Here is a 24962-nt window from a genome sequence, read left to right as displayed (position 1 = left end):
AAGTTGGTTAGATTAAAAAAGAATCATTTGTCGTAAAAGAATTATGATTTGTTTGAAAAGAACTGCTGTTTTACATCATTTGGACGCATTCCGAATTTTTTATGAAAAGCATTCGAAAACGAACTCAGACTTTCATAACCAACTTCCCAAGCCGATTCCTGAACTGTTTTTTCGCTTTCGCGGAGTAATTCATACGCTTTATTCAACCGTTCTTCCTGGACATATTTAAAAACCGGAATGCCAAAAAGTTCTTTAAAATTCTTCTTCAGTTTATTACTGTTCAGCCCAACCATTTGTGATAATTGAGTAATCGACGGCGGCGTAGAATAATTGGTAGTAACAATTTCTTTAGCCTGAAAAAGCTTGTTTTTATCAATTTCAGATAAATCTGTTTTTTTATCAGAAGCTAAAAGAGCATAGAAATGTGCCAAAAGTTCGTTGACCTGACTTTTTAAAAACAGCAAACGTGTATTTCCGGTATACGATGTATTAAAGATTTTTTGAACCGCCAGCTGCATTTCTAGCGTCATATAAAAAGACGGGCCTTTTACAAAATGCTCTTTCGGATTTAATAACTGCGGCAGATAATTTTCAAAAATTTCCCTTTCAGCCTGCGGAAGCGAGTTCAGATTTTTCAGTTTTGTAAAAATACTAATTGACTGCAAAGGTTTATCGGGTTCGATTTTATGAGAGAATTCTACTTTTTGATTTCCAAAGAAACAAATTGCTAAACCCGTTGTATTCGTCAAATATTTTGTTTGTTTATTATGCTTGATTTCCAGCTCAACATTGCCAGAACCATAAAATGCAAAACCTACGGCATCTCCGTCTATTTCACATTTCTGAACTATAGTTTTGGTAGTATCAGACTGCTCTACTAAAACAATACAATCATGTAATTCTATAATATCTGTAGTCATAATTGAAGCTGATGTTAGAATAAAAAGCATGAAAAGTTACCATTTATTTTTTAAATAGAGATTGTTCAAATGCGGGCGATCATTTGCTTATTTTTGCAGGGTTACAGGTTGTTATGCCCAAAAACTAATATATTATTTAAATTTTATGAGCGAATTAATTGGATTTAATGTCAGAGTTTATGCGTTTTGTGTAAATCACAGCAAAGTTTTAGCGCTGCACGAAAGCTATGCCGGAACAAATCTTTGCAAACTGCCGGGAGGCGGACTTGAATTTGGAGAAGGCACAATTGACTGCCTGCATAGAGAATTTCAGGAAGAACTGAATTTAAAAATAGAAGTTGTAAAGCATATTTATACACAAGAAAATTTTATAGAGTCCAGAATGAAAGATAATAAGCAGATTTTTACTATTTATTATCTTGTTAAGATCCTTAATATTGAAGCGTTAGATGTTCAAATTCCAACTATTGAAAAATTAGAATGGTTCGATATTAATTCAGAGACTAATCCTTTGGTTCTTCCTACCGATAAAATCGCCTTTGAAAAATTAAAAAGCGATTATATTCTTTAATATTTGTTTGGTTTTCCCTTTAAATCATAAATAAAAATCCTTCTTTTTGCGTAATTGATTTCAGGATTTTAATATCAGTTTAAAAAATATGTTTAATCATTTGATTAAATCTTTTGTTTAATTCAAAATCATTTTTATCTTTGCCAAAGATTTACCACAATATGGCACCAAAAAGCAAAGACGCAAGTACCGAAGAAAAAATAAAAGAAGCGGCAAGAATTGTATTCACTCAAAAAGGATATTCTGCTACGCGTACTCGTGATATTGCAGAAGAAGCAGGAATTAATCTGGCGCTTTTAAATTATTATTTCAGAAGTAAAGAAAAACTTTTTGAACTCGTAATGGCCGAGAAAGTTGCAAAATTATTTGGTGTAATTGCGCCCATAGTTAACAACGATAAAACTTCATTAGAAGAAAAAGTAGCCTTGATTGTAGAAGCATATATTGAAATGCTGAGCCAAAATCCGGGTTTGCCTTTATTCGTTTTAAGCGAAATTCGAAATAATCCCGAACATTTTGGAAACAGAATGCAGGCCGGAAAATTATTGACAGATTCCTATTTGGTAAAACAATTAAAAGAAAAAAAGCCAGATATACATCCGCTGCATTTTATAGTAAATGTTTTGTCAATGTCGATTTTTCCTTTCATTGCCAAACCTGTTTTTGAATCGGCTGGAGTAATGACTTCAGAGCAGTTAGACAACTTTGCTGAAGAAAGAAAAACATTAATTGTGCAGTGGTTTAAAGCTATGATAAATTCGTAGCTATTTTTTTGGACTAAATTTAATCAAATGATTAAAACGAATTATTAAATATTAAAAAAATGAGTATGAAAAGGTTATTTGTAGTTATACTGGTTTTTCTTCCAGTATTTCACTTTTATGCACAGCAAAATGACAAGTTGTTACGACTTCAGGATTGTTATGCATTAGCAGAAGAAAATTATCCGTTATCAAAAAAGCGGGATTTAATTGCCAAAAGCAGTGAATTCACGATTGATAATATTGCCAAAGGTTATTATCCCAAATTCGACATTTTTGGTCAGGCAGCGTATCAGTCAGATGTTACAAAGCTGCCGGTAAGTCTTCCGGGGGTAGATGTCCCGATTTTAAATAAAGATCAATACCGCGCTTACGCAGAAGTAAACCAGCTCATTTATGACGGAGGAAACTTAAAACAGCAGAAAGAAATCGTAGAAAAACAAACCAAAGTGTCAGAGCAGCAGCTTCAGGTTGATTTGTATGCAGTAAAACAAAAAGTAACCGAACTTTATTTTGGAATATTGGTTTTTGACGAACAACTCCACCAAAGTGATTTACTCAAAAACGATATCAATATTGGAATCAAAACGGTTCAGGCACAACTTAATAACGGCACAGCTTACAGAAGCAGTCTTGATTTGCTTAAAGCAGAATATCTAAAAGCGGACCAAACAGCAATTGGGATCCGCAATTATAAAAAAGCATATTTAGACATGCTTGGGCTTTTTATCAATTTAGAATTATCTCAAAACACAAAATTAGAAATTCCGGATAATATTGTAAATTCAATAGAAATTAACCGCCCTGAATTACAGCTTTTTAATTACAGAAATGAAAGTCTGGAACTGGGTAAAAAAACAGTTGATATTGCCAATCTGCCAAAGTTTAATTTCTTCCTGCAGGGCGGTTACGGAAATCCCGGGCTAAATATGCTTGAAGTGGGCTGGAAATCCTATTACATTGGCGGAGTAAGACTAAACTGGTCTTTAACGGGACTTTATACTGATAAAAAGCAAAAACAAATTATTGACATTAATAAACAGCAGCTCGAAGTCGACAAAGAAGTTTTTCTTTTTAATACCAATCAATCCATAAAACAGCAAAGTGCAGAAATAGCAAAACTTGAAGAATATCTGGTTTCTGACAATGAAATTATAACGCTGAGAAACAATGTTAAAAAAGCAGCTTTGGCACAATTAGACAATGGCGTAATTGATTCCAGCGATTATCTGCGAGAAGTAAACGAAGAAAATGCCGCAGCGCAAAACAAAATTATTCATGAAACAGATTTGCTTTTGGCAAAATACAGACAAAAATTAATAACCGGTAATTAAGCATAAAATGAAAAAAACAGCATTTATAATAATAGCCGCAGCGGCAATATCATGTTCTGATAATAAGAACGAATTTGATGCAACAGGAACTTTTGAAGCCGTAGAAACCATTATTCCGGCAGAAGCGGGCGGTATAATCAAAGAGTTAAAAGTTGAAGAAGGAAATGTTTTAAAAGAAAACCAAGTTGTAGGTTATATAGACACGATACAGCTTTCGCTGAAACGAGATCAGCTTTTGGCACAAATAAAAGCAACGCAGAGTAAAAAGCCAGATATCAACTCACAGTTAGATGTTTACAGAGAAGAACTAAAACAAGCAAAATTAGATCAGCAGCGTATGCAGAATCTGGTAAAAGCCGATGCAGCAACGAGAAAACAGCTCGATGATGCAACGACAAAAGTTTTGGTTATACAAAAACAAATTACAGCGTTACAAACTCAGCTTAATATTAGTACAACGGGAATCGATGATGAAACCCAAACCTTAAAAGTTCAGGTAAGTCAAATTAAAGATCAGCTGGCTAAATCAAAAATTGTCAATAAAACGAACGGAACGGTTTTGACAAAATATGCAGAGGCTGGAGAGATGGCGGCAATTGGTAAACCGCTTTATAAAATTGCCGATTTATCAACAATAATTTTAAGAGCTTATATTACCGGAGATCAATTGCCAAGCGTAAAATTAAACGACAATGTAAAAGTTTTTACAGATGCAGCAGACAAAACTTATAAAGAATACAGCGGTGTTGTAGAATGGATTAGCGACAAAGCTGAGTTTACGCCAAAAACAATTCAGACAAAAGACGAACGTGCCAATTTGGTTTATGCCGTTAAAGTGAGAGTGAAAAATGATGGGTATCTGAAAATTGGAATGTACGGCGAAATCAAACTTTTAAAATAATGGAATCGGTTGTTGTAAAAAATATTACCAAAACCTACGGAAAGGAAAAAAAAGCTGCTGTAAATGATGTTTCATTTTCTGTAAACAAAGGCGAGCTTTTTGGATTAATCGGTCCGGACGGCGCAGGAAAAACAAGTATTTTCAGAATCCTGACCACGCTTTTACTGGCAGATAATGGTTCGGCTTCTATTGACGGACTCGATGTAGTAAAAGATTTTAAATCCATTAGAAATACCATTGGTTATATGCCTGGGAAATTCTCTTTATATCAGGATTTAACGGTAGAAGAAAATCTGAATTTTTTCGCCACATTATTCGAAACCACGATTCAGGAAAATTACGATTTAATCAAAGATATTTATATTCAGATTGAACCTTTTAAAACCCGTAGAGCAGGAAAATTATCCGGCGGAATGAAACAAAAACTGGCTTTGTGCTGTGCCTTAATTCATAAACCAAATGTTTTATTTCTCGATGAGCCTACAACCGGAGTTGATCCTGTTTCCAGAAAAGAATTTTGGGAAATGCTTCAAAAACTGAAAAAACAGGATATTACCATTATCGTTTCGACACCTTATATGGATGAAGCCAATCTTTGTGATCGTATTGCATTGATTCAGGATGGAAAAATTCTTTCGATTGACAGTCCGAAAAATATAATCCAAAATTATCCTGATGTGCTTTTTGCTGTAAAAGCAGCTAATATGTATGAGCTTTTAAAGGCTTTGGCTGAATATCCAAATCGGTTAATGAGTTATGCTTTTGGAGAATTTGCTCATTTTTCTTTCAAGGAAAACCCAGACAAAGCAGATTTATTACAGTTTTTGGAAACAAAAGGAATTAAAAATATAGAGATAAAAGAAGCGGCCGTAACGATAGAAGACAGTTTTATTAAGCTCTTAAGTTAAAATATTGCCAGGCTTAAAACTTTGTCAAAGTTTGTCTGCGCATTTTTGTCATCCTGACGAAGGAAGGATCGCATTAGAAGCTCCGCAAAGTAAATCGCCAATTGTTGTCGCGTTTCGCGTGTGATCCTTCCTTCGTCAGGATGACAAGATTGTAATTATGTTAAATGACAAAAAATGCACATAACCAACGAATTAAAAACATTTTATGAACGAGAAAGTAATTTCGTGCAAAGCATTAACCAAACGATTTGGAGATTTTACCGCCGTAGATGCCATCACTTTTGAGGTGGAAAAAGGAGAGATTTTCGGATTTCTCGGCGCAAACGGAGCAGGTAAAACAACAGCCATGAGAATGCTTTGCGGATTATCGAACCCAACATCCGGCGAAGCAAAAATTGCAGGTTTTGATATTTATAAAGAAACCGAAAAAATAAAGAAAAGTATAGGATATATGAGTCAGAAATTCTCGCTATATGATGATTTGACGGTTCAGGAAAACATTACTTTTTTTGCCGGAATTTATGGCTTAAGTGATAAAGCAATCAAAGAAAACAGTGCAGCACTTTTGAAACAATTAGGAATGGAAGATCAGGCAGACAAGCGAGTAAGTTCACTTCCGTTAGGATGGAAACAAAAACTGGCTTTTTCAACCGCAATTATCCATAAACCAGAGATTGTATTTCTGGATGAACCTACGGGCGGCGTCGATCCCGTAACACGCAGACAGTTTTGGGATTTGATCTACGAAGCATCGGGAAACGGAATTACCATTTTTGTAACAACGCATTATATGGACGAAGCCGAATATTGTAACCGGGTTTCGATAATGGTCGACGGAAAAGTAGAAGCACTCGATACGCCAACAAACCTAAAAAAACAATTTAGCGTAACCACAATGGATGAGGTATTTTATCATCTTGCCAGAGAAGCCAAACGCGGCGAATAGTATTCGTCCTGCAAGGTTTTCAAAACCTTGTAGGTTTAAAATATAAAGTGTAGAAAATAATTATGATACCTACAAGGTTTTGAAAACCTTGCAGGAGAAGATCGGATTCAAGAAAAGAAAAAATATTTTAGAATCACATTCTAAACGAATTCCAATCCTGCAAGGTTTTCAAAACCTTGTAGGTCTAAATATAAAGGACATCGAATAATAGGCATACCTACAAGGTTTTAAAAACCTTGCAGGATAAAAAAAACCGAATATGAAACAATTTCTAACATTCGTAAAAAAAGAATTTTTGCACGTACTGCGTGACAAAAAAACACTGCTGATTCTCTTTGGAATGCCGGTGGTGCAGATTCTTATTTTTGGTTTTGCTTTGACCAATGAAGTAAAAAACTCCCAAATAGTTGTGGTAGATTATGCCAAAGATATTGCTTCACAAGAAATCATTACCAAAATAGAAGCAAGCCGTTATTTTGAAATAAGAAAAAGCCTTGCCGGAAGCAAAGAACTGGAAGCCGCATTTAGAACCGGAGAAATAAAAATGGCAGTTATATTTCCTGAGGGTTTTAACAACCAGCTTTTACATCAAAATAAAGCCCAAATTCAGGTTTTGGCAGATGCATCAGATCCGAATAATGCGACAACATTGACCAATTATGTTTCATCAATCATAAACGATTATCAGACAGAATTGAATCAGGAAAATCCGTTGCCATTACAGATAAAACCGGAGGTAAAAATGTTATACAATCCGCAGTTAAAAGGAGCGCCAAATTTTGTTCCCGGCGTTATGGCTCTGGTTTTAATGCTGGTCTGTGTTATGATGACAGCAATTGCTATCGTAAAAGAAAAAGAAACCGGAACGATGGAAATTCTTTTGGTTTCACCATTCAAACCTTTAATGGTTATACTTTCAAAAGCAGTTCCGTATCTTTTACTTTCGATGGTAAATGTGATTTCGATTTTATTATTGAGTGTGTTTGTTCTCGATTTACCAATTGAAGGGAATATATTTTTACTTTTTGCAGAAAGTACTTTGTTTATTATAACCTGTTTGACGTTAGGAATATTTATTTCGGTTAAAACCGATTCGCAGCAAACTGCAATGTTGATTTCGTTACTCGGAATGCTTTTGCCAACATTACTTTTCAGCGGTTTTATGTTTCCTATTGAAAATATGCCTCTGCCTTTGCAGTGGTTTTCAAACGTTGTGCCTTCAAAATGGTATTATATCATTGTAAAAGGAATTATGATAAAAGGATTAGGATTTTCCTATGTCTGGAAAGAAACCTTAATTCTCTTCGGAATCACCATTTTCTTATTGATCATAAGTCTTAAAAGCTTTAAAATACGTTTGTCATGAGAATCATCAAATTTTTGCTCATCAAAGAGTTTAAACAAATATTTCGTAATCGCGCCATTTTAGCCGTAATAATGGTAATGCCCGTTATGCAGCTTATTATTTTGCCGCTTGCTGCAAATTATGAAATCAAAAATATTAATCTGGCTGTGGTAGATAACGATCGTTCAGATTATTCCAGAGATTTAATTAATCAGGTTGTGGCTTCTGGTTATTTTAAACTGCGAACGTATAACGATTCGTATAAACAGGCTTTCACACAATTAGAAGAAGATAATGCCGATTTGATTCTGGAAATTCCGCGTGGATTTGAACAAGATCTTATTAAAGAAAATAAACAGCAGCTTTTTATTGGTGTAAACGCCATTAACGGAACAAAAGCCGGATTGGGTGCAGGTTATATCAGCGATATTATAAGAGAATACAATAATGGTTTGCGAAAAAAAATGAATGTTTCTACAAGTTTTAATGCTATTCCGGTAATAGAAATTACATCGTCAAACTGGTACAATCCGCATTTAAATTACAGGCTGTATATGGTTCCGGGAATTCTGGCAATTCTGGTTACGCTTGTTGGCGGTTTTCTTTCGGCATTAAATATTGTAAAAGAAAAAGAAGCCGGAACAATCGAACAGATTAATGTTTCTCCGGTAAAAAAATACCATTTTATATTAGGGAAATTAATTCCGTTCTGGATTCTCGGCAATGTAGTTTTTACGTTAGGATTATTGGTTGGCTGGATTTTTTACGGAATTATTCCGCTTGGAAACATTCTAGTTTTATACGCTTTTATAGCCGTTTATTTACTGGCCATTTTAGGCTTCGGATTATTGGTTTCTACCATATGCGATACACAGCAGCAGGCGATGCTTATTATGTTCTTTTTTGTAATGATTTTTGTTTTAATGGGCGGTTTGTTTACCCCAATAGATAGTATGCCGGATTGGGCTAAAACAGTTTCAAAATTCAACCCGATAACTTATTTTATTGATGTAATGAGAATGGTTGTGATAAAAGGAAGCGGTTTTAAAGATGTTCAAAAACATATTTTAATTATAGTAGGTTTTGCCATTGTTTTGAATATCGCCGCGGTTTTAAATTATAGAAAAACATCTTAAAAAATAATGTTTTAACCAGTTGGGTAAAATTAATTTAACACATAGAGACATAGGTATTCTTTGAGCTAAAGGCGTTTCACTTGTTTAAACAAACATAGATAGCTATGTTTTAGAATAAATAAAAGGATATTGTATTTAAATATAGCCCGTGGTTTCAACCACTGGAAACGCATCGTGAATTATCCTGCGTCCCCGTGGTTGAAACCACGGGCTATGTTTAAAAAAATGAGTAAAAACTATGTTTCTATGTGTTTAAAAAAAATTAAATAGCCTCAATAGATTTGCACAAAATAGAAACAGCCTGTTCCATTTCTTCTTTTTCTAAATGTCCAAAACCTAATCTTGTCGCGGTTACATCTTTTGTTTGATATAAAATGGTTTTGGGCAGAAACAAATCATTTTTGGCACATTCTTTTTGCAGTGTAATCAAATTGAATTTATCAAGCCATTCAATCCAAACTGCCAAACCGCGCGAAGGAACTTTAAATTTAATTTTGCCTTTCAGTTTTTCATTCAATAAGGAAACAAAATAATCCCGGCGCTCTTTATAGATTTTTTTATTTTTCTTCGAAAGCCGATGCATTTCGCCTTCGTTAATCCATTCCGTTAAAACCTGTTCTTTTAAAACATCAATTCTGGGTTCCAGAATGTTTTGATGTTTTTCTAATTCCGAAATAAATTCGGGCGGAGCAGCCACAAAACCATAGCTAAATCCAGACGGAAGCGATCTTCCGAAAGAACCAATATAAACCACTTTTTGATTCGAATCAAAAGCCGCTAAAGGCAAAATTGGGTTATTATCATAATGGAAATCAAAATCGTAATCATCTTCCAGAATCACAAAACCGTATTGACTGGCAAGTTCCAGTAATTCCTTTCTTCTTTTGGCACTCAAAGAAATAGTCGTTGGATAATTATAATTGGAAGTCAGATATAAAACCCTGATTTTGGTTTCTTCACAAATCTCTTTCAAACGATTCGTATCAATTCCGTCCTGATCAACAGGAATCGTGATAATCTGCGCTCCGGTATTGGTCAAAGTCATGTTTGAAATATAATATCCCGGCGAAGCCACAACCACTTTATCGCCCGGAGAAATCAACACTTTTGTAACCAGATACAAACTAATTTCGTGACTGCTCGTTGTCAATAAATCTGCCGTAGCAATGCGTAAACCGCGAGTAAGATTGAGGTAATTCGAGAAATGAGTTTTAAAATTTAAATGCGAACGAATTTGAATTTGCTCGTATGTTTTGGATGTTTTTTGCCTTTTTAATTTTGAAACATAAAGTCGAGCCAAAATATCATTTTGAACCAGTCTCAAATCCGGCATTCCGTCATTAAACTGATAGGGAAGATTGCTGGTTTCGGTAGGATTTTCAAGAATCGTCGAACGTTTGAATTCAAAACCAATATTGATTTCCTGTGTTTTATTTTCCTTTGGAACTATAAATTCGGCGTTATTTTTTTCTTTGTGCTGAGAAAGGATAAAAGTTCCTTTATTAGGAAGTGTTTCAATCCAGCCCTGCGATTCTAAATCCTGAAAAGCCTTAATTAAAGTGTTTCTGTTTACAGCTAAAAGTTTACATAAAATGCGTGTTCCCGGAAGTTTTGTTCCTTCTGGAAGAAATCCCGTTTGTATCGCTTTTATAAATTCAAAAACGATTTGCAGGTAAATTGCCGTGCTTTCTTCTGGCTTAAGCCGAATAAAACTTTTAAAAGGAATTTGAACCGGACCACTCATAATTACAAAACTGGTATACTTGATTAGTACGGCAAGGTACTACTTTTGCAAAAAAATTAAAACCAGAATGAAAAAAATCTATTTTGCTGTTACAGCATTAATATGTACCAACTTTTATGCCCAGACAAAAAAGGATTCGATTATAGAAATTGATGAGGTTATTATCCATGAAAACCGATTAAGCATTCCAATTTCAAAACAAAACAGAAACGTTTATGTTATTAGTAACGAAACGATTAAAAAATTACCGGGAAGAACGCTTCAGGAAGTTTTACAATATGCAAACGGAGTTGATATAAGACAAAGAGGACCTTTTGGAGGACAGGCTGATATAAGTTTAGACGGAGGAAGTTTTGAGCAGACTGTTGTTTTGTTAAATGGTGCGAAAATAATTGACTCTCAAACGGCTCATAATATGCTTAATCTGGCGCTTCCGGTTGAAGCAATTGAAAGAATCGAAATTTTGCGTGGTCCGGCTGCGAGAATCTTCGGAATCAACAGTTTAACTGGAGCAATTAATATTATTACTAAAAAGCCAACAAAATCTGGAGTTTTATTAAGTACATATGCGGGTTCTAATTTTGAGAAAGATTCTGATGATTCTGGAGATACATTTTTTGGAACCGGAGTTCAGGCTGGAGCTGTTTTAGGAAAAGAAAAACACCAGCATTCTATTTTTGCATCGCACGATAAAAGCAATGGATACCGTTATAATACAGGATTTGAGAATAATAAAATCTTGTATCAGGGAAATGTTCAGATCAACGATTCAAATGAAATTTTAGGTTCATTTGGTTATGTAAAAAACGGTTTTGGAGCAAACGGATTTTATGCTGCACCGGGAGATAAAAATTCTACAGAAGTGGTACAGACAACTTTTGCTAATATTCAGTCGAAACATTTTATTACGGATAACTGGAAAATTATGCCAAGAGTAACGTACAGATATAATTATGATGATTACAGATATTTAGGAAACAATAACCTGAATGTTGGAAGAAGCCGGCATTACACCAATTCTATTGCGGCAGAATTAAATTCTTCGATCAAAACGGAAAAAGGTGAAATTGGTTTTGGTGCCGAATTCAGAAATGAAGATATTCATTCATCAAATATTGGTGATCACGATCGTAAAAATGTGGGGATTTATGCAGAATACAGAACGTATTTGTTTGAGAAACTGAACGTGAATTTAGGAACTTATCTTAATTATAATTCAGATTATAAATGGCAGGTTTACCCAGGCATTGACGCGAGTTATGAATTGACAGACGAATTTAAGGTTATTGCTAATGTGGGAACTAGTCAAAGAATTCCTTCCTTTACAGATTTATACCTAAATCAGCGTCCGGGAAATATTGGAAATCCTGATCTGGAAGCAGAAAATGCTTTTCAAAGCGAATTCGGGTTTAAATTCAACAGAAAATCTTTAAACTTAAATGTGAATTATTTTTACAGAGAAATAAGCAATTACATTGACTGGACAAGAATGGTAACAACGGTGCCGTGGCAAAGTCAAAACTACGGTGATTTAATTACAAACGGTGTCAATATGCGAGGATCATACAGATTTGATCTTTCTGAAGCTTCAAAATTAAATTTCACTTTAGGATATTCTTACTTAGATTCTAAATTTAGAGATACCCGCGACGAGCCGTATTCTAAATATTTGATTTCGTCTTTAAAACATCAGGTAACCAATACGATAGATTTTCAGCATAAAGATTTCTCTGTTTTATTGGCCACTCGTTTTAACGAAAGAGTTACCGGAGCTTCTTACTGGATTAACGACGTTAGAATTAGTCAGTCTATTAAAAAGTTTACCATTTTTATTGATGGACAAAACATTTTCAATACTACTTATTATGAAATTGGAGCATTTCCTTTGCCAGCAAGATGGTTCAGTTTAGGTGCAAAATTTGTTACTTTTTAAATACAAAGGTTAGTTATAAAAAGGGGAAAGATATCGAATATCTTTCCCCTTTTTTGATATAATTTAAAAGCAGAAAAAAAATAAAAATAGGTACGTGTCTTTTAATTCATGTTTCTAAATTCTATTGGCGTTTTTCCGGTTTTTTGTTTGAAAAGTTTATTAAAATACTGTGGATATTCAAATCCTAATGAATAGGCAATTTCGCTGACGGATTTATTACTGTTTAATAAAACGTTTTTGGCTTCTTCAATTAAATAGAAATGAATATGATCCTGAGCATTTTTGCCTGTTTCTTTTCCAATTCCGCTGCTTGCTCCTGTAATTAAAATTGTTTTGTCCATTTTTTTAGCTATTAAATTAATGGTGTAAAGGTCTAACCAGAAACGTGGTTACGAATAATACTAATTCGGGCAATTTGTATTCTTTTTACGGATTTTAGAAATACTATTTTAATGATTTTTGAAGTGATTGGAATAAAAAAAGCCTGTAAACGTAATGTTTACAAGCCTTTTTCCGAATCTAATGTATTACCTTTTTAAATATTTTCAGGCAAATCGATTTAATCTGAGTTTATTAATTTGAATTTTGGATTCCCCAATTGCCAAAATGCAAAAGCAAATTGATCAGCAAAATCATTATATAATTCTAGATTTGAATTATCGAGTCCGTGTCCAGTATTATAATTTACTGAAAAAATAATAGGGTTTTTAGATGCGGTTGAAGCTTTTAACCTTGCTGCAAGCTTACCTGAAATCCAAGGAGCTACACGGGCATCATTCATGCCGGTAGTTATTAAACATGAAGGATATTTAACTCCGTTTTTTATGTGCAGGTAAGAATCCATTTCAATAAGAGCCTCAAGTTCTTCTTTTATTTCAGGATTACCAAATTCTTTCATGCAGTTTGGCCCGTTTGGAGTTTCTTTAAGTCTTACTGTATTTAATTCTCCATTTTTACAAATCATTACTCGAAACAAGTCAGGCCTTTCTGTTATAGCTCTGCCTACTAAAATACCTCCGGCACTGCCGCTGGTTATGGCAATTCGCTCTTTTGATGTGATTTTTTCCTTAATTAAATATTCTGCTGTAGCGATTAAATCTTTCCAGCTATTAGGTTTTGTAGATTTGTATCCGTTTTTATACCAATCATCGCCTTTTTCACTACCGCCTCTTACGTGTGCTTCTGCAAAAACACCACCGTTTAAAACCCACGATAGATAAAAGGTTCTAAACCTTGGTTTCATTGAAATTCCAAATGATCCATATCCATCAATAAGAATATTGTTCATCTTATCTTTTTTAAGGCCTTTTTTGTAAATTAATGATACAGGAACCATAGCGCCATCATGTGATGGAATTTCAATCTCATCTACAACAAAATCTTCAAACTCCGGGTAAAGAATTGGTGTTGTAACATTTGCTTCAGTAAAGCTTTCTTTTGCGGCGTCATAGCTATATCTGGATTTAGAATTCAGCCATCCGCTAATGCTTACCCATAAGCCAGGATTGGCACTGTTTTTATTTTGTATAGAAATAGCACCTGCCTTTATTGGCAATTGTATTTGTTTTATTACGTTATCTTTTTTCTGGTAAAGTTTGGCTTCAACTCCATTTTTAGTAGTAGAGTAAAATAAACCTTCATTATTTATGACATAATCGTCAATAGATTCTATTTTATTTTCGGCTACGACAACTTCTGGATTTTCAAAATCAGGATTGGTAATATTGGTTTTGATAATCTTAAAGTTTGGGGTGCGTTTTGATGAAACGCAGTATAAATTGTCATTAATTAATTTTGGGTTTAAGAGTCCGTCTTCCTTTTTATACAAAGGCTTCCAGTTTATTTTTTGATTGCTTAATTCTTCAATATTGGCGTAATAATAATCTTCATAGGTTGTTGCACCGCTTAAACTGCTTGTTATATATTTATCATTAGAATTAAAATCATATACTACAGGAAAATCGGCATCTGTGATTTCAATTTCAGGATTATTACTTTTTGAAAGTATTATTTTATGCTTATCTGGATTATCACCTAATTTATAGATTACAGATTCTGTATTTAATATATAATTTTTGTCTTTGGTATCAATTACGGGTATATGAATGTAAATGATTCCAGAATCATCCAAAAGCCATTTTATACCTGCCAATGCAGCTGGCCAGCAATGTGTAATTATTTCAGGATGTAAAGTTTTAGTGGTTACGTTAAGAAAAGCTATTTCGCCTATTTCTTCTCCTTTTTTAGACAAACCTATAGCAACTGTATTATTGTTCCAGGAAGGTTTTAAGTAAGTTATTGAATAATTACTGCCAGATTCTTTTTTATAATCTGCAGGGTCAAAAAGCAAAATTTCTTTTGCTTTTTCCCCGCTTTTATAATAAAGCTTTCCTGTTTTATCACTATTTAATTTCTTTAAGTAAAAAGAGTAATTGTTTGCAGCAATGTTAAGTAAGGTTATATCAAATGAATTTCTTTTTTCTAATTCAAGTAATTTTTCAAGTATTTCTTTTCTGCCTGAAATATTATCTAAAAGTTTTCTGCTTTCTATGCTATTTTGTTTGAACCATTTTTGTACCAATGTATCATTTGTGTTTTCCATATAACGATACGGATCACTAATGACTTTGCCATAATAATTGTCAGTAAATGGTTTTTCTGTCAAAGTAATTTCTTGACCAGCTAAAATATTTGTATAAACAAAAGCACAGATTAAAAAATATAATTTCATTATAAACATTTAAATATTTGACTACAATTACTGCACTTTTAAAGAATTTTAATTGCTTACCTGTCCTGAATTTGTAGGGGGTGTAATTGTTCCGCCTTTATCTTCATTATCAGCATTTCCTCCAATAATTGCACGCATGTTCTTAAATTCAGCTACTTTAAATTTATCTAATGATAATTTCTTAGCCGTTTTAACTTCTTTCTTTTTCATAGTTTTTAAATATTAAAATTAATTTTAAGCGAATGTACTGCCTGCTGCCTTCAGTTAAAAATTGTTATTCTCGAGATTTATATATATCGTCTCTTAATTTTTATAATAGGTTGATTTCTAATATTTTAAAAAGGATTATTTTTCGCTGTTTTTTATAAAATAGGAGGGTTGATATCCTGTTTTTTTCAAGAAAGCTTTTGAAAAAGATTCAGAGTTACTAAAACCAACTTCTTCTGAGATGGCTTTGATAGAATAATTTCTAAATTTTTTATCGCCGCTTAATCTTGCAATAGTATGTTCTATTCTTAAATCATTTATGTATTGACTGAAATTTTTATTCTTATACTGGTTAATGGTTTTTGATAAGTAAGTACTATTGGTTTCAAGTTTTCGTGCAAAATCAATTTGGTTTATGTTTGGTTCCAGATAGCCTTTATTTTTTTCAAATTCGTCTAATTTTTTTAATATTTCAACTGCTTTTTCTTTAGAAAGGTCTACCGTTTTTACCGTATTTTCTTTTGGTTCAATAATGGTTTCAGAAATAGAATTTTGTATGTCAGGAGTTTTATTCTCCTCATTGTATATTTGAACTAATTCATTCACTCTGTTTTCATAAAGTTTATTTTGTTTTTTTGTTTTTGATAAATAAAACAGAGAAAATCCTAAGCCTATAAAAATGATAAAACCAATACCAATGTAAAGCTGTTTTTCTGTGTTTATTTTTGCAATTACTTTTTCTTTCTCTAATAATAAATGAGGTCTTTCATAATTTTTATTGATATTTTCTTCTAAAATAATCCCATTTTTATTTAAATAAGAATCTATCTCAATTAAGCGATTTAAGTAATATAACTGTTTTTCGTTATTTTTTAGTTTTTTGCTGATTTCAATTAGGCGAATACAATTATTTTGTAAATCGGCTGTATTGGATCCGCTTTTAACGAGTATAGAATCTGCTTTTTCAAAATAACTCTGCGCTTTAATTATATTTTTTTCATTTTGTAAAATATTTTCTCCTCTGTAATAATAGCTAATAGCTAAATTTAATTTATCATCGCCTGAACCCAGCATTACAAGAGCTTTATCTAAAAGAGGGTTACTTTTAGTATACTGTTTTTTAAAGTGATAACAAATACCTTCATACATAATGGAGTATTTATAAAACCGATCATCTAAATTGATTTGATTTTGTAAAATTTTAATGTAATAAAGGGCAGTATCTATTTTCTTTAAACGAATATATATATCTGATAAAATCCAGGTAGTATATAGATAATCAATAGAATGTGTTTTTTTTGATTTAAAATAGTTGTAATTTTTAATTATAAGGGGTAAAGCTTCTTTTGGTTTTCCCAGTTCAATTTTAATTAGGGCAATTTGTTGATTTACCAATAAATTTTGCTCAATGTTCCCTTTTTTCAAAGAGTATTTTTCTGCTTCCAGGACATTAGTTAAAGAAGATCTTAAATCCATATTTTTCATTAAAAAACTACTTTTTAAGATATAACCCCTCGCAGGATAATTAAAATCATCAACATTTTTAGTTAGTGTAATAATTGAGTCTGAACACTGCATTGCAATAGTATCGCTGGCTACTGCTATAGCAAAAAAGTATAATCCGTTGGCACGTATTATTTTATCATTTTGAAGTTTAGATTTTTGGTAATAAATATTAGCATAAAGCTTTTTGTTTTTTTTATTCATAAAAGAATTTTCATAACGCTTTTCCAGTTCGGTAAAAGATGTGTTTTTTAGCGAATCAGGAATAATAAAAGTTTCTTTTTTTTGAGAGAATAAAGCCGTTGTAAATAACAGTAAAAAAATCAGGGTCGTATTTTTCATTTTCTGGCAGCTATGCTTTTATAATATCTGGTCATGAAATCATAACAAAGCATTTCGTATTGTCTTTGTTTTGATCTAAAGATTCGATTAATATTCATGTGGATAATAGCGGAAATAATATTTTCTAAAGGAATCGATGGTTTCTTATTTATTATATCATTTATTATCGCAATCTCTTTTTGGGTTGTTTTAAATAATTTAATTAATCCTTCTAAATAAAAAGGCTCTTGTTTTTCTTGTAAATATAATCCTATTTCTTTTTTATATGTTCGATACAGCTGATCTAATTTTTTATTATTTTCTTTTTCTATTGCATGTTCGGTTTTGAAAGCCTGTTCTACTGATTTTACAAAATGAATTCGGTTTTCTAAAGAAATCTGAAAATGCTCTAACAAATCGTCGATCATTTGTAACGAGGCAAATATTCGGGCTATTTCATCATCCTGTGTAGTTGTGTTACAAATAAGTTTTAGTGTTTTTTTACTTTGATGATAAAATAATTTTTCAACCAGCTCAATTGTAGTTTCTCCATATCGTTCAATTTCCCTTTTGTAAGTAGCCGTTACAATATCATTTACTAAATCTTTTTCGATCAACTCTCTAAAATGAGTCTGAATCAATAGTATTATTTTCTGAATATTCTTGGGGTCCTTTATTTTAAAGCGAAGCCTTATATGATTTTTAGGATCATTATAACGTATAAAAAACCATTGCTTAATAAGTTTTTTTTTGCGAAGCTTGGTCACAATTGGTAAAATACTTTCTGCTAAAATGCTGTCGGCAGAAAAGTTTCCGCAATAAATTTTATAATAAAGCCATTCTTCTCCCAGAATAAAAGTTCTCTTTAACTGCTGATTCATTTTTATACTTTATTTTTTTTTAAACCCACAATAAATTGATTGGCATAACAGCCTGTTTTTTCTGTAACGATTTTAGTTGAAGGAAATAAAAATTCTTCCAGAATAAATTGTGTTCTGCTTTTTGTTGTTTCAGCCAGCATTTGAATACAAGTGTCATTTTCAAGGTTAATGACCAATGTATTATCACCATCAATTAATGATACATATTGATTTTTTTTAATGTTCATAGAAAGAAGTGCTGAACGGATTATTTCAGGATTGAAATCATTTTTTGAAGTCAATATTTCAAAAAAATCAGAATGTTTCTTTTTATTAAAAATCCATTTTGCTTTTGAAATAATACAATTTCCAATTGTAATTCTTGGTAAATAATCAAAAAGTTTTTCAAACTTATTACTCAATCCTAATGCCGATTTGTGATTTTCAAATTGCATATCGCACAAAAATTGATAAATAGGTAAAGCATTATAAGAGTAATTATGAGCGTTGGTCAGTTTTGTAATAACCTCTTTGTCATGTTTTTTGCTCCATAAAACTAATCTGTTGTTTTTTATGGATAACCATAAATCTTCAATATTTATTTGATTCGAAATAGGAAGATTTGACTGTCCTAAATAAGGAATTTCATAAGTTCTAAAACTTGGTCTTCTTAATACATTTCCTGTTCTTGACTCTGGTAAATGAATTATTTCGGCAATGATTTTATCCGTAATACTTTCAGATTCAAATTGCGTAATTTCATTTGCAAAATTGCTTATTTCCGGATTTCCATAACAAAACCTGGCTAGTAAATTTGCAGCACTAGAGCCTCCAATGCTTTGAATTGCTATCCATTCTTTTTCGTTTTCTTCGATGATTTCAAAAACACACGAAAATGTATCCGACGTGTTATGTACCGAAAAAACTTCTTTAAAATCAGCATTGTTTAAACTTATACTTGTCTCGTTATTCTGCAATGCATTTTGTAATTTATTATAAACAATTTTTTGAGCTTCATTTAAGTTTATTTGCTGATCAGTATTTGTCTTGGGTTTGATTTCAATACTATCTAATATAGGAGTAGGGTCAAAAATAGTATTCTGCAAATATCCAATTCCCGTTTCGATGTCAAGTGCTTTAACTAACGGAACAGCTTCATGCTCATATCTTTCAAGAAAAGATTTTTTAAAGTTTTCTAAAGGCGTCTGTTTAGGTTTTTCAGAAATTTGGTTTAAAAGATGTATTGCTTTGTATAATACAGCAGTATATTTTTTATCTAGTTGAAAATCATTTGAATCAAGAAATAAATCAGTTTGAAAAAGATACTTTTTATCAAAAGCAATTTCTTCTTTCTGCAGGGTTTCCATTATGGCTTCATAAGCAGCAATTTGGTTTCCTAACTCGGCATCAATTTTTAGCAGCTTATTGTTAATTTCATTATTGAAAGTTTCAATTTTTAGGACTTTTTTAGGCTCTTTTTTTATTGAGTTTTCGGTGAGTGTGGGTTCTAATTCTGATACCAGAATTTGATTCGAAATTAATTCGTCGATAAACTCTAAAGCTTCCTCTTTATTAATCTCATCGTTTATTAAATGTGCAGCTAAATTATCTTTATTTAAGCCCGCAACAGCTTTTTCTAGTATTAAGTCTAAATAATCACTTCTTTTTAATGCTTCAAGAGAGTATTTGCGTTTGCTTTTTTCAAAGGTATATTCTATATATCTATAAAAATCACCTAATTTATATAGTGTAGAATTGGGATAAAAAAGTAATTCGTTTTGAATGCTCTGATCTTTGCTCCATTGAGTCGATACATTAGCCAGAAACTGCATGTCTAAACGGGTTCTTCTATAAAAAGGATCTTTTTTGCCAGCGAGAATATCAGCTGGACTATTTTTCTCGATATTGATTTTTGTAAAATCACTAAATCTGCCCGCACCACAGGCCGCAAAAAGCCCAAACGGAGTACATCTGGTCGACATTCGAATTAGATATTTTAATACAGATATTTTAATTTTTTCACCTTTTTGAATAGGGTAATTTTCTTGTGTACACCATTTTTGAATTTCCGCAAATAACTCTGGTGAGGCTAAATATAGAGCTTCACTAATTTGAGGGTCTTTTACTAAATCCTTTACAGTATCAGATTTAATTGAAAATCCTTTTGTAAGATTTTTATAAAAATGAATAGGGTAAGCGGGAGTACGAATTATAAACGAAGAAAAAAAAGTAAAATCTATTTCTGGTTTTGACATATTAGTTATTAAACAGGTACCGAACAATTAAAAAAGTGGCCAAAATTATACATTTTTGAATCATTTTATGTGAAAATATGACTGAAATATTTAAATAAAACACATTTGTTAATTGGTTGAAAAACAAGTTCTTGGTGTTTTTTTTATCCGGAATTTATAAAATAACCCACGATATTTATAAATGTAGACATACACCATTTGCATTGAGAGCCTTTGTTAATATAGTTTTGGATTTAGAAAATTACTCATAATAAAAGATATAATTTATAATTAGGAATGACAAGAATAATAGTAATTGCTTCTTTATTGCTTTATAGTTCAGTATTGTTTGCACAGGTAAAAGTTACCGGTAAAGTGGTCAATACTAAAAATAATCCTATAGAGCTTATCGAAGTTTTGTTGATAGATAAAGATTCAACTGCAATAATGAGCGAGATGACTAATAGTAATGGTGATTTTGTATTATCTGCAGGAGCGAACAACTATCTTTTACAAATAAAACAAATGGGTGTTGTTTTATGGAAAAAAAGAATAACAGTTAATGATAATATTGATTTAGGGGTTATTAAAATAACAGAGAAAGAAGAAAAACTAAATGAAGTAGTAGTAAAAAATCAAAAAAAGATTATAGAACGAAAAATAGATCGATTAGTTTTTAATGTAGAAAATTCTATTTCGGCAGCTGGCGGTGATGCAATTGATGCCTTGAGGGTTACACCAAGTTTAAAGGTTCAGGATGATGGGATTTCTATGGTAGGAAAAAAGGCAATGGCTGTTATGGTTGATGATAGATTGATACAACTTTCTGGAGAAGATTTAATTGCTTTTTTAAGAACAATTCAATCTGCTAATATTAAAAGTATTGAAGTTATAACAACTCCTCCGGCAAAATACGATGCAGAAGGAAACAGCGGAATTGTAAATATAATATTAAAGAAAACTAAAAAAAATAGCTGGAATGGAACAGTGAGAAGTACTTCAACTCAGGCTGCTTATTTTTCTGAATCATTAGGAGGCGATTTCTTATATCAGAAAAATAAAGTAGATATTTCGACTAGCATTACATCATCATTTAGAAAAAATATTAATACTAACACCCCTAATGCTTATTTTACTCAGGAGACCTGGAATCAAGAGGATTATACCAGATCTAATTCAAAAAGCATAGCGGGTAATTTTCAAATTAATTATCAGCTGACTCCTAAAACTAAAATTGGTGCATTTTATAATGGATTCAATTTTAATGCAAATGATTATCAAACAAGTAAAAACTTAATTTATTCATCATCTTCATCAGAATTAGATAAATACTATCACTCAACCGGAGATTCAGATATAGATAGTTATAATAATACATTTAATTTTAATGTTACCCATAAACTTGATACTCTTGGCAGGCAAGTTACTTTAGATGTAGATTATTTTAAAAGAGATCAAAAGAAAAATAATCCATTTTATACGACGAATGAGAATTATATAAATTCAGAAATTAATGATTATTATACTTATAATTATGGTCATCAGAATATAGATAATTTTTCATTTAAAGTTGATTTTGATATGCCTTTTAAATGGGCAAATTTGAATTATGGAGGAAAAATTAGTTTTACGAAAACTAGGAATAATGCTTTAGGTGAATTTTACGAAATAATTTCGGGAGAAAACCAACCCTATTTAAATCAAATGAATGATTTTGAATACGTGGAGAATAACCAGGCATTTTATATTTCTGCTCAACGAAAACTGAATAAAAAGTGGGATGTAAAATTAGGATTGAGAGCAGAAGCAACTTATACAAAAGGAATTTCTCAACCCGAAAATCTTATTAATAAAAACGATTACATAAAGTTTTTTCCATCTGTTTACATATCTTATATTCATAATGATGACAATAATTTTAATGTAAATTATTCAAAAAGGATTAAAAGACCTGCTTATTGGGAACTAAATCCTGCAAGGTGGTACACAAATCTAAATTTCATTAATTATGGAAACCCTTTTTTACAGCCTTCATTTAGTCATAATATAGAACTTAATCATAGTTATAAAAATAAGCTGAATACAGAACTTTGGCTGTCAGTTACAAAAGGAGAGTCTGGACAGCTGACTATTAATCAAGATGAGAATACAATATTAAGTATTCGCGAAAATTTTGGAAATACATTATCTACGGGCTGGTCAGAGTATGTTTCTTTTAATGTTTTTCCTTGGTGGTCGTCTACTGCCAGTGTAGATGTTTATTATACGGAGAACAAGAGTACAAGCAGCTATTTAAAAGCTTATTATTCAGGATGGGGAGGAGACATAAATGCAGTAAATACGTTTAGTTTAAATCAAGAAAAAAGTCTCAATGCAGAATTAACTTACCATTACGATTTTCCCAATAAATACGCCTACGATACAAGACAAGGAAGGTCATATATGAACTTAGGGTTTAAATACAGCATGCTGAATAAAAAAATTCAGATGAACCTTTTATTTAGAGATTTATTTCGTTCCTATAAAACAACAGGTACCAGAAACACTCAAGGTACATTATACACTTTCAATATTTATAATGATTCACAATCGGTTCGATTTTCTATTAATTATACTTTCGGAAATAAATCTATAAAGGTTAGAAACAGAGAAGGAGGAAATACAGAAGAAAGTAATAGAGCCAACTAATTTATTGAATTTATCGAAACTAAGTAATTTGTAGTGCACGACAAAAGAACAGTTTTATAAATACCCTTGCAAGGAAAGTCCATATAGAAATCATATGACTCTAAAAGATGATTTCATGAAATTTTAACCTTAAAATCAAACATTATGAAAAATTCAAAAAATAAAACTCAAAAATTAGTTTTAAAAGAAGGGAAATTTTCTGGGGGATTTGCATCCTTAGACGCAAATCAATTAAATAAAATAAAAGGAGGAACTGCTCCGGATAGTGGTAACAATTGTAACTGTACAAATTCAGCTGCACATTGCAATAACTAATATTAATACCCTTGCAAGGAAAGTCCGCATCGAAATCAGATGACTCTAAAAGATGATTCTGTAAAACTTTAACCTTAAAATTAAATATTATGAAAAATTCAAAAAATAAACCTCAAAAATTAGTTTTAAAAGAAGGGAAATTTTCTGGGGGATTTGCATCATTAGATACAAATCAATTAAATAAAATAAAAGGAGGAACTGCTCCTGACAGTGGTAATAATTGTAACTGTACAAATTCAGTTGCACATTGTAATAACTAATAACCCTTAATGCGAGGGCTTAAAGCCTTCGCATTTTAATTAAAACTATTAAGCTATGAAGACAAGTAAATTCAATTCGTTTTTTCCATATGAAGATAAAATTATAGGATATAATGCTTATAAAAATGATTTCACTATCCTTGACCCTGAATTATATGATTTGTTTCAAGCTGCAGAAAGAGAGAATATTACTGAATTAGAAGAAGTTCATCCCGATTTTTATAACCATTTACAAGAAAAGGGATTTGTAATTTCAAAAGATGTAAACGAATTAGAACAAGTAAAATCTTTAGTTTATGAAATAGATCAGGCAGATAATGGTAATTTTCATGTAATTATCAATCCTACTATGAATTGTAATTTCAAATGTTGGTATTGCTATGAAACTCATATCAAAGATTCGAAGATGGGAGAATTAGAAATTAAAAAGACTCTTAATTTTATAACCCGTGTTTTAAATCAGCCTGGCCTAAAACAATTTTCACTCTCTTGGTTTGGAGGAGAGCCTTTATTGTATTTCAATAAAACTGTTTTGCCAATTTTAGAAAAAGTAAGCGCTTTGTGCAAGGATAAAGGTGTAAAAATGCTCTCTGATTTTACAACTAATGGCTTATTAATAAATCAGGATTTATTAGATAAGTGCGTAAAATTTGGAGTAAAACATATGCAGATTACGCTAGATGGACATAGAGAACGCCATAATAAGGTGCGTTTTATTTCGAAAGAAAAAGGGTCTTATGACGAAATCATTAAAAACATCAAATTATCCCTTAAGAATGGAATAACAATTACTTGTCGTTTAAATATATCAAAAGAAACTTTAGAAGATCTTAATAAAATTGTAGATGACTTTTCTGATCTGGATGAGGCAGCACGTAAGTTTTTAAATTTTTCTTTTAATCGTGTTTGGCAGGAAAAAGAAGATTTGCATCAGGCAATGATTGATGCAATGACTTATTTTAAGCAAAATAATTTTAATGTAACTTATAATAAAGACATAGATTCTGTAAGAGATTCTTGTTACGCAGATAAAAGGCATCAAGCCACCATAAATTATAATGGAGAGGTCTTTAAATGTACTGCAAGAGATTTTAATTCAGGAAATAAAGAAGGCGATTTACAAGAGGAAGGAATGATAGAGTGGAATGAAAAATTTGATTTAAGAATGAATGCTAAATTTAAAAACCCTCCTTGTTTAGAATGTAAAATAATGCCTATCTGCAACGGTGGATGTTCTCAAAGCGCACTCGAAAATTTAGGAAAAGATTATTGTGTTAATGATTTTGATGAAAGTAAGAAGTTAGAAATTGTAAAAAATAAATTTTTAGTAGCTATTAGTTAATT

The 24962-nt window shown here is 31.7% G+C and carries 21 protein-coding genes; 13 read left to right on the top strand and 8 right to left on the bottom strand.

Annotated elements, in window-relative coordinates; genetic code table 11:
- Positions 1-41 precede the first annotated feature (41 nt).
- Complete coding sequence (locus tag AABD74_RS21020; protein ID WP_406844200.1) at positions 42-950, bottom strand: helix-turn-helix domain-containing protein; 909 nt, start codon at positions 948-950, stop codon at positions 42-44.
- Positions 951-1065: 115 nt separating this feature from the next.
- Between AABD74_RS21020 and AABD74_RS21015 the strand changes: the two genes are divergently transcribed.
- From AABD74_RS21015 to AABD74_RS20980, 8 genes are all read left to right on the top strand, one after another.
- Positions 1066-1491, top strand: coding sequence for an NUDIX domain-containing protein (locus tag AABD74_RS21015; protein ID WP_406844199.1), 426 nt, complete (start codon positions 1066-1068; stop codon positions 1489-1491).
- 161 nt (positions 1492-1652) lie between these two features.
- Complete coding sequence (locus tag AABD74_RS21010; RefSeq protein ID WP_232679215.1) at positions 1653-2255, top strand: TetR/AcrR family transcriptional regulator; 603 nt, start codon at positions 1653-1655, stop codon at positions 2253-2255.
- Positions 2256-2320: 65 nt separating this feature from the next.
- On the top strand, positions 2321-3586 hold the full coding sequence (locus AABD74_RS21005) for a TolC family protein (RefSeq protein WP_406844198.1): 1266 nt from the start codon (positions 2321-2323) through the stop codon (positions 3584-3586).
- 7 nt (positions 3587-3593) lie between these two features.
- Positions 3594-4487, top strand: a complete 894-nt coding sequence (locus tag AABD74_RS21000; RefSeq protein WP_406844197.1) for an HlyD family secretion protein — start codon at positions 3594-3596, stop codon at positions 4485-4487.
- Positions 4487-5395, top strand: coding sequence for an ABC transporter ATP-binding protein (locus tag AABD74_RS20995; protein WP_406844196.1), 909 nt, complete (start codon positions 4487-4489; stop codon positions 5393-5395). The genes AABD74_RS21000 and AABD74_RS20995 overlap by 1 nt, the downstream gene beginning before the upstream one ends.
- Positions 5396-5600: 205 nt before the next feature.
- Positions 5601-6341, top strand: a complete 741-nt coding sequence (locus AABD74_RS20990) for an ABC transporter ATP-binding protein (protein WP_180858153.1) — start codon at positions 5601-5603, stop codon at positions 6339-6341.
- A 259-nt stretch (positions 6342-6600) separates the two neighbouring features.
- Complete coding sequence (locus AABD74_RS20985; RefSeq protein WP_232679225.1) at positions 6601-7707, top strand: ABC transporter permease; 1107 nt, start codon at positions 6601-6603, stop codon at positions 7705-7707.
- Positions 7704-8822, top strand: coding sequence for an ABC transporter permease (locus AABD74_RS20980; protein WP_406844195.1), 1119 nt, complete (start codon positions 7704-7706; stop codon positions 8820-8822). The genes AABD74_RS20985 and AABD74_RS20980 overlap by 4 nt, the downstream gene beginning before the upstream one ends.
- Positions 8823-9084: 262 nt before the next feature.
- Here AABD74_RS20980 and AABD74_RS20975 read toward each other — a convergent pair whose 3' ends face one another.
- Positions 9085-10566: a PLP-dependent aminotransferase family protein gene (locus tag AABD74_RS20975; RefSeq protein ID WP_406844194.1), complete on the bottom strand. Its 1482-nt coding sequence runs from the start codon at positions 10564-10566 to the stop codon at positions 9085-9087.
- Between the two features lie 67 nt (positions 10567-10633).
- On the opposite strand from AABD74_RS20975, the gene AABD74_RS20970 reads away from it, so the two are divergent.
- Positions 10634-12499, top strand: coding sequence for a TonB-dependent receptor plug domain-containing protein (locus tag AABD74_RS20970; RefSeq protein WP_406844193.1), 1866 nt, complete (start codon positions 10634-10636; stop codon positions 12497-12499).
- 101 nt (positions 12500-12600) lie between these two features.
- Here the strand turns inward: AABD74_RS20970 and AABD74_RS20965 are convergent, their stop codons facing one another.
- The 6 genes from AABD74_RS20965 to AABD74_RS20940 all read right to left on the bottom strand — a co-directional run bounded on the left by AABD74_RS20965 (position 12601) and on the right by AABD74_RS20940 (position 20376).
- Entirely contained in the window at positions 12601-12840 is a 240-nt protein-coding gene (locus tag AABD74_RS20965; RefSeq protein ID WP_406844192.1) for a helix-turn-helix domain-containing protein, read from the bottom strand.
- A 218-nt stretch (positions 12841-13058) separates the two neighbouring features.
- Positions 13059-15230, bottom strand: coding sequence for a prolyl oligopeptidase family serine peptidase (locus AABD74_RS20960; protein ID WP_406844191.1), 2172 nt, complete (start codon positions 15228-15230; stop codon positions 13059-13061).
- A gap of 48 nt (positions 15231-15278) precedes the next feature.
- Entirely contained in the window at positions 15279-15440 is a 162-nt protein-coding gene (locus AABD74_RS20955) for a hypothetical protein (RefSeq protein WP_232679244.1), read from the bottom strand.
- Positions 15441-15575: 135 nt separating this feature from the next.
- Entirely contained in the window at positions 15576-17282 is a 1707-nt protein-coding gene (locus tag AABD74_RS20950; protein WP_406844190.1) for a helix-turn-helix domain-containing protein, read from the bottom strand.
- Positions 17279-18142, bottom strand: a complete 864-nt coding sequence (locus AABD74_RS20945) for a thiopeptide-type bacteriocin biosynthesis protein (RefSeq protein ID WP_406844189.1) — start codon at positions 18140-18142, stop codon at positions 17279-17281. Before AABD74_RS20945 ends, AABD74_RS20950 begins: the two co-directional genes overlap by 4 nt.
- Positions 18143-18144: 2 nt before the next feature.
- Positions 18145-20376 (bottom strand): lantibiotic dehydratase family protein, encoded by a 2232-nt coding sequence (locus AABD74_RS20940; RefSeq protein WP_406844188.1) that lies wholly within the window; start codon positions 20374-20376, stop codon positions 18145-18147.
- A gap of 276 nt (positions 20377-20652) precedes the next feature.
- Here AABD74_RS20940 and AABD74_RS20935 point away from each other — a divergent pair, with 276 nt between their 5' ends.
- The 4 genes from AABD74_RS20935 (at position 20653) to AABD74_RS20920 (ending at position 24960) form a co-directional block, all read left to right on the top strand.
- The gene (locus AABD74_RS20935; protein ID WP_406844187.1) at positions 20653-23043 is read left to right on the top strand and encodes a TonB-dependent receptor domain-containing protein; all 2391 of its coding nucleotides are present in this window, start codon (positions 20653-20655) and stop codon (positions 23041-23043) included.
- 144 nt (positions 23044-23187) lie between these two features.
- Complete coding sequence (locus AABD74_RS20930) at positions 23188-23358, top strand: hypothetical protein (protein ID WP_232679256.1); 171 nt, start codon at positions 23188-23190, stop codon at positions 23356-23358.
- 89 nt (positions 23359-23447) lie between these two features.
- Positions 23448-23618: a hypothetical protein gene (locus tag AABD74_RS20925; RefSeq protein ID WP_232679258.1), complete on the top strand. Its 171-nt coding sequence runs from the start codon at positions 23448-23450 to the stop codon at positions 23616-23618.
- Positions 23619-23673: 55 nt separating this feature from the next.
- On the top strand, positions 23674-24960 hold the full coding sequence (locus AABD74_RS20920) for a radical SAM/SPASM domain-containing protein (protein ID WP_232679260.1): 1287 nt from the start codon (positions 23674-23676) through the stop codon (positions 24958-24960).
- Positions 24961-24962 lie beyond the last annotated feature (2 nt).

It is taken from the genome of Flavobacterium soyae (assembly GCF_045348165.1).
Lineage (GTDB): Bacteria > Bacteroidota > Bacteroidia > Flavobacteriales > Flavobacteriaceae > Flavobacterium > Flavobacterium soyae.
This window is presented reverse-complemented; position numbering and strand designations above follow the sequence as displayed.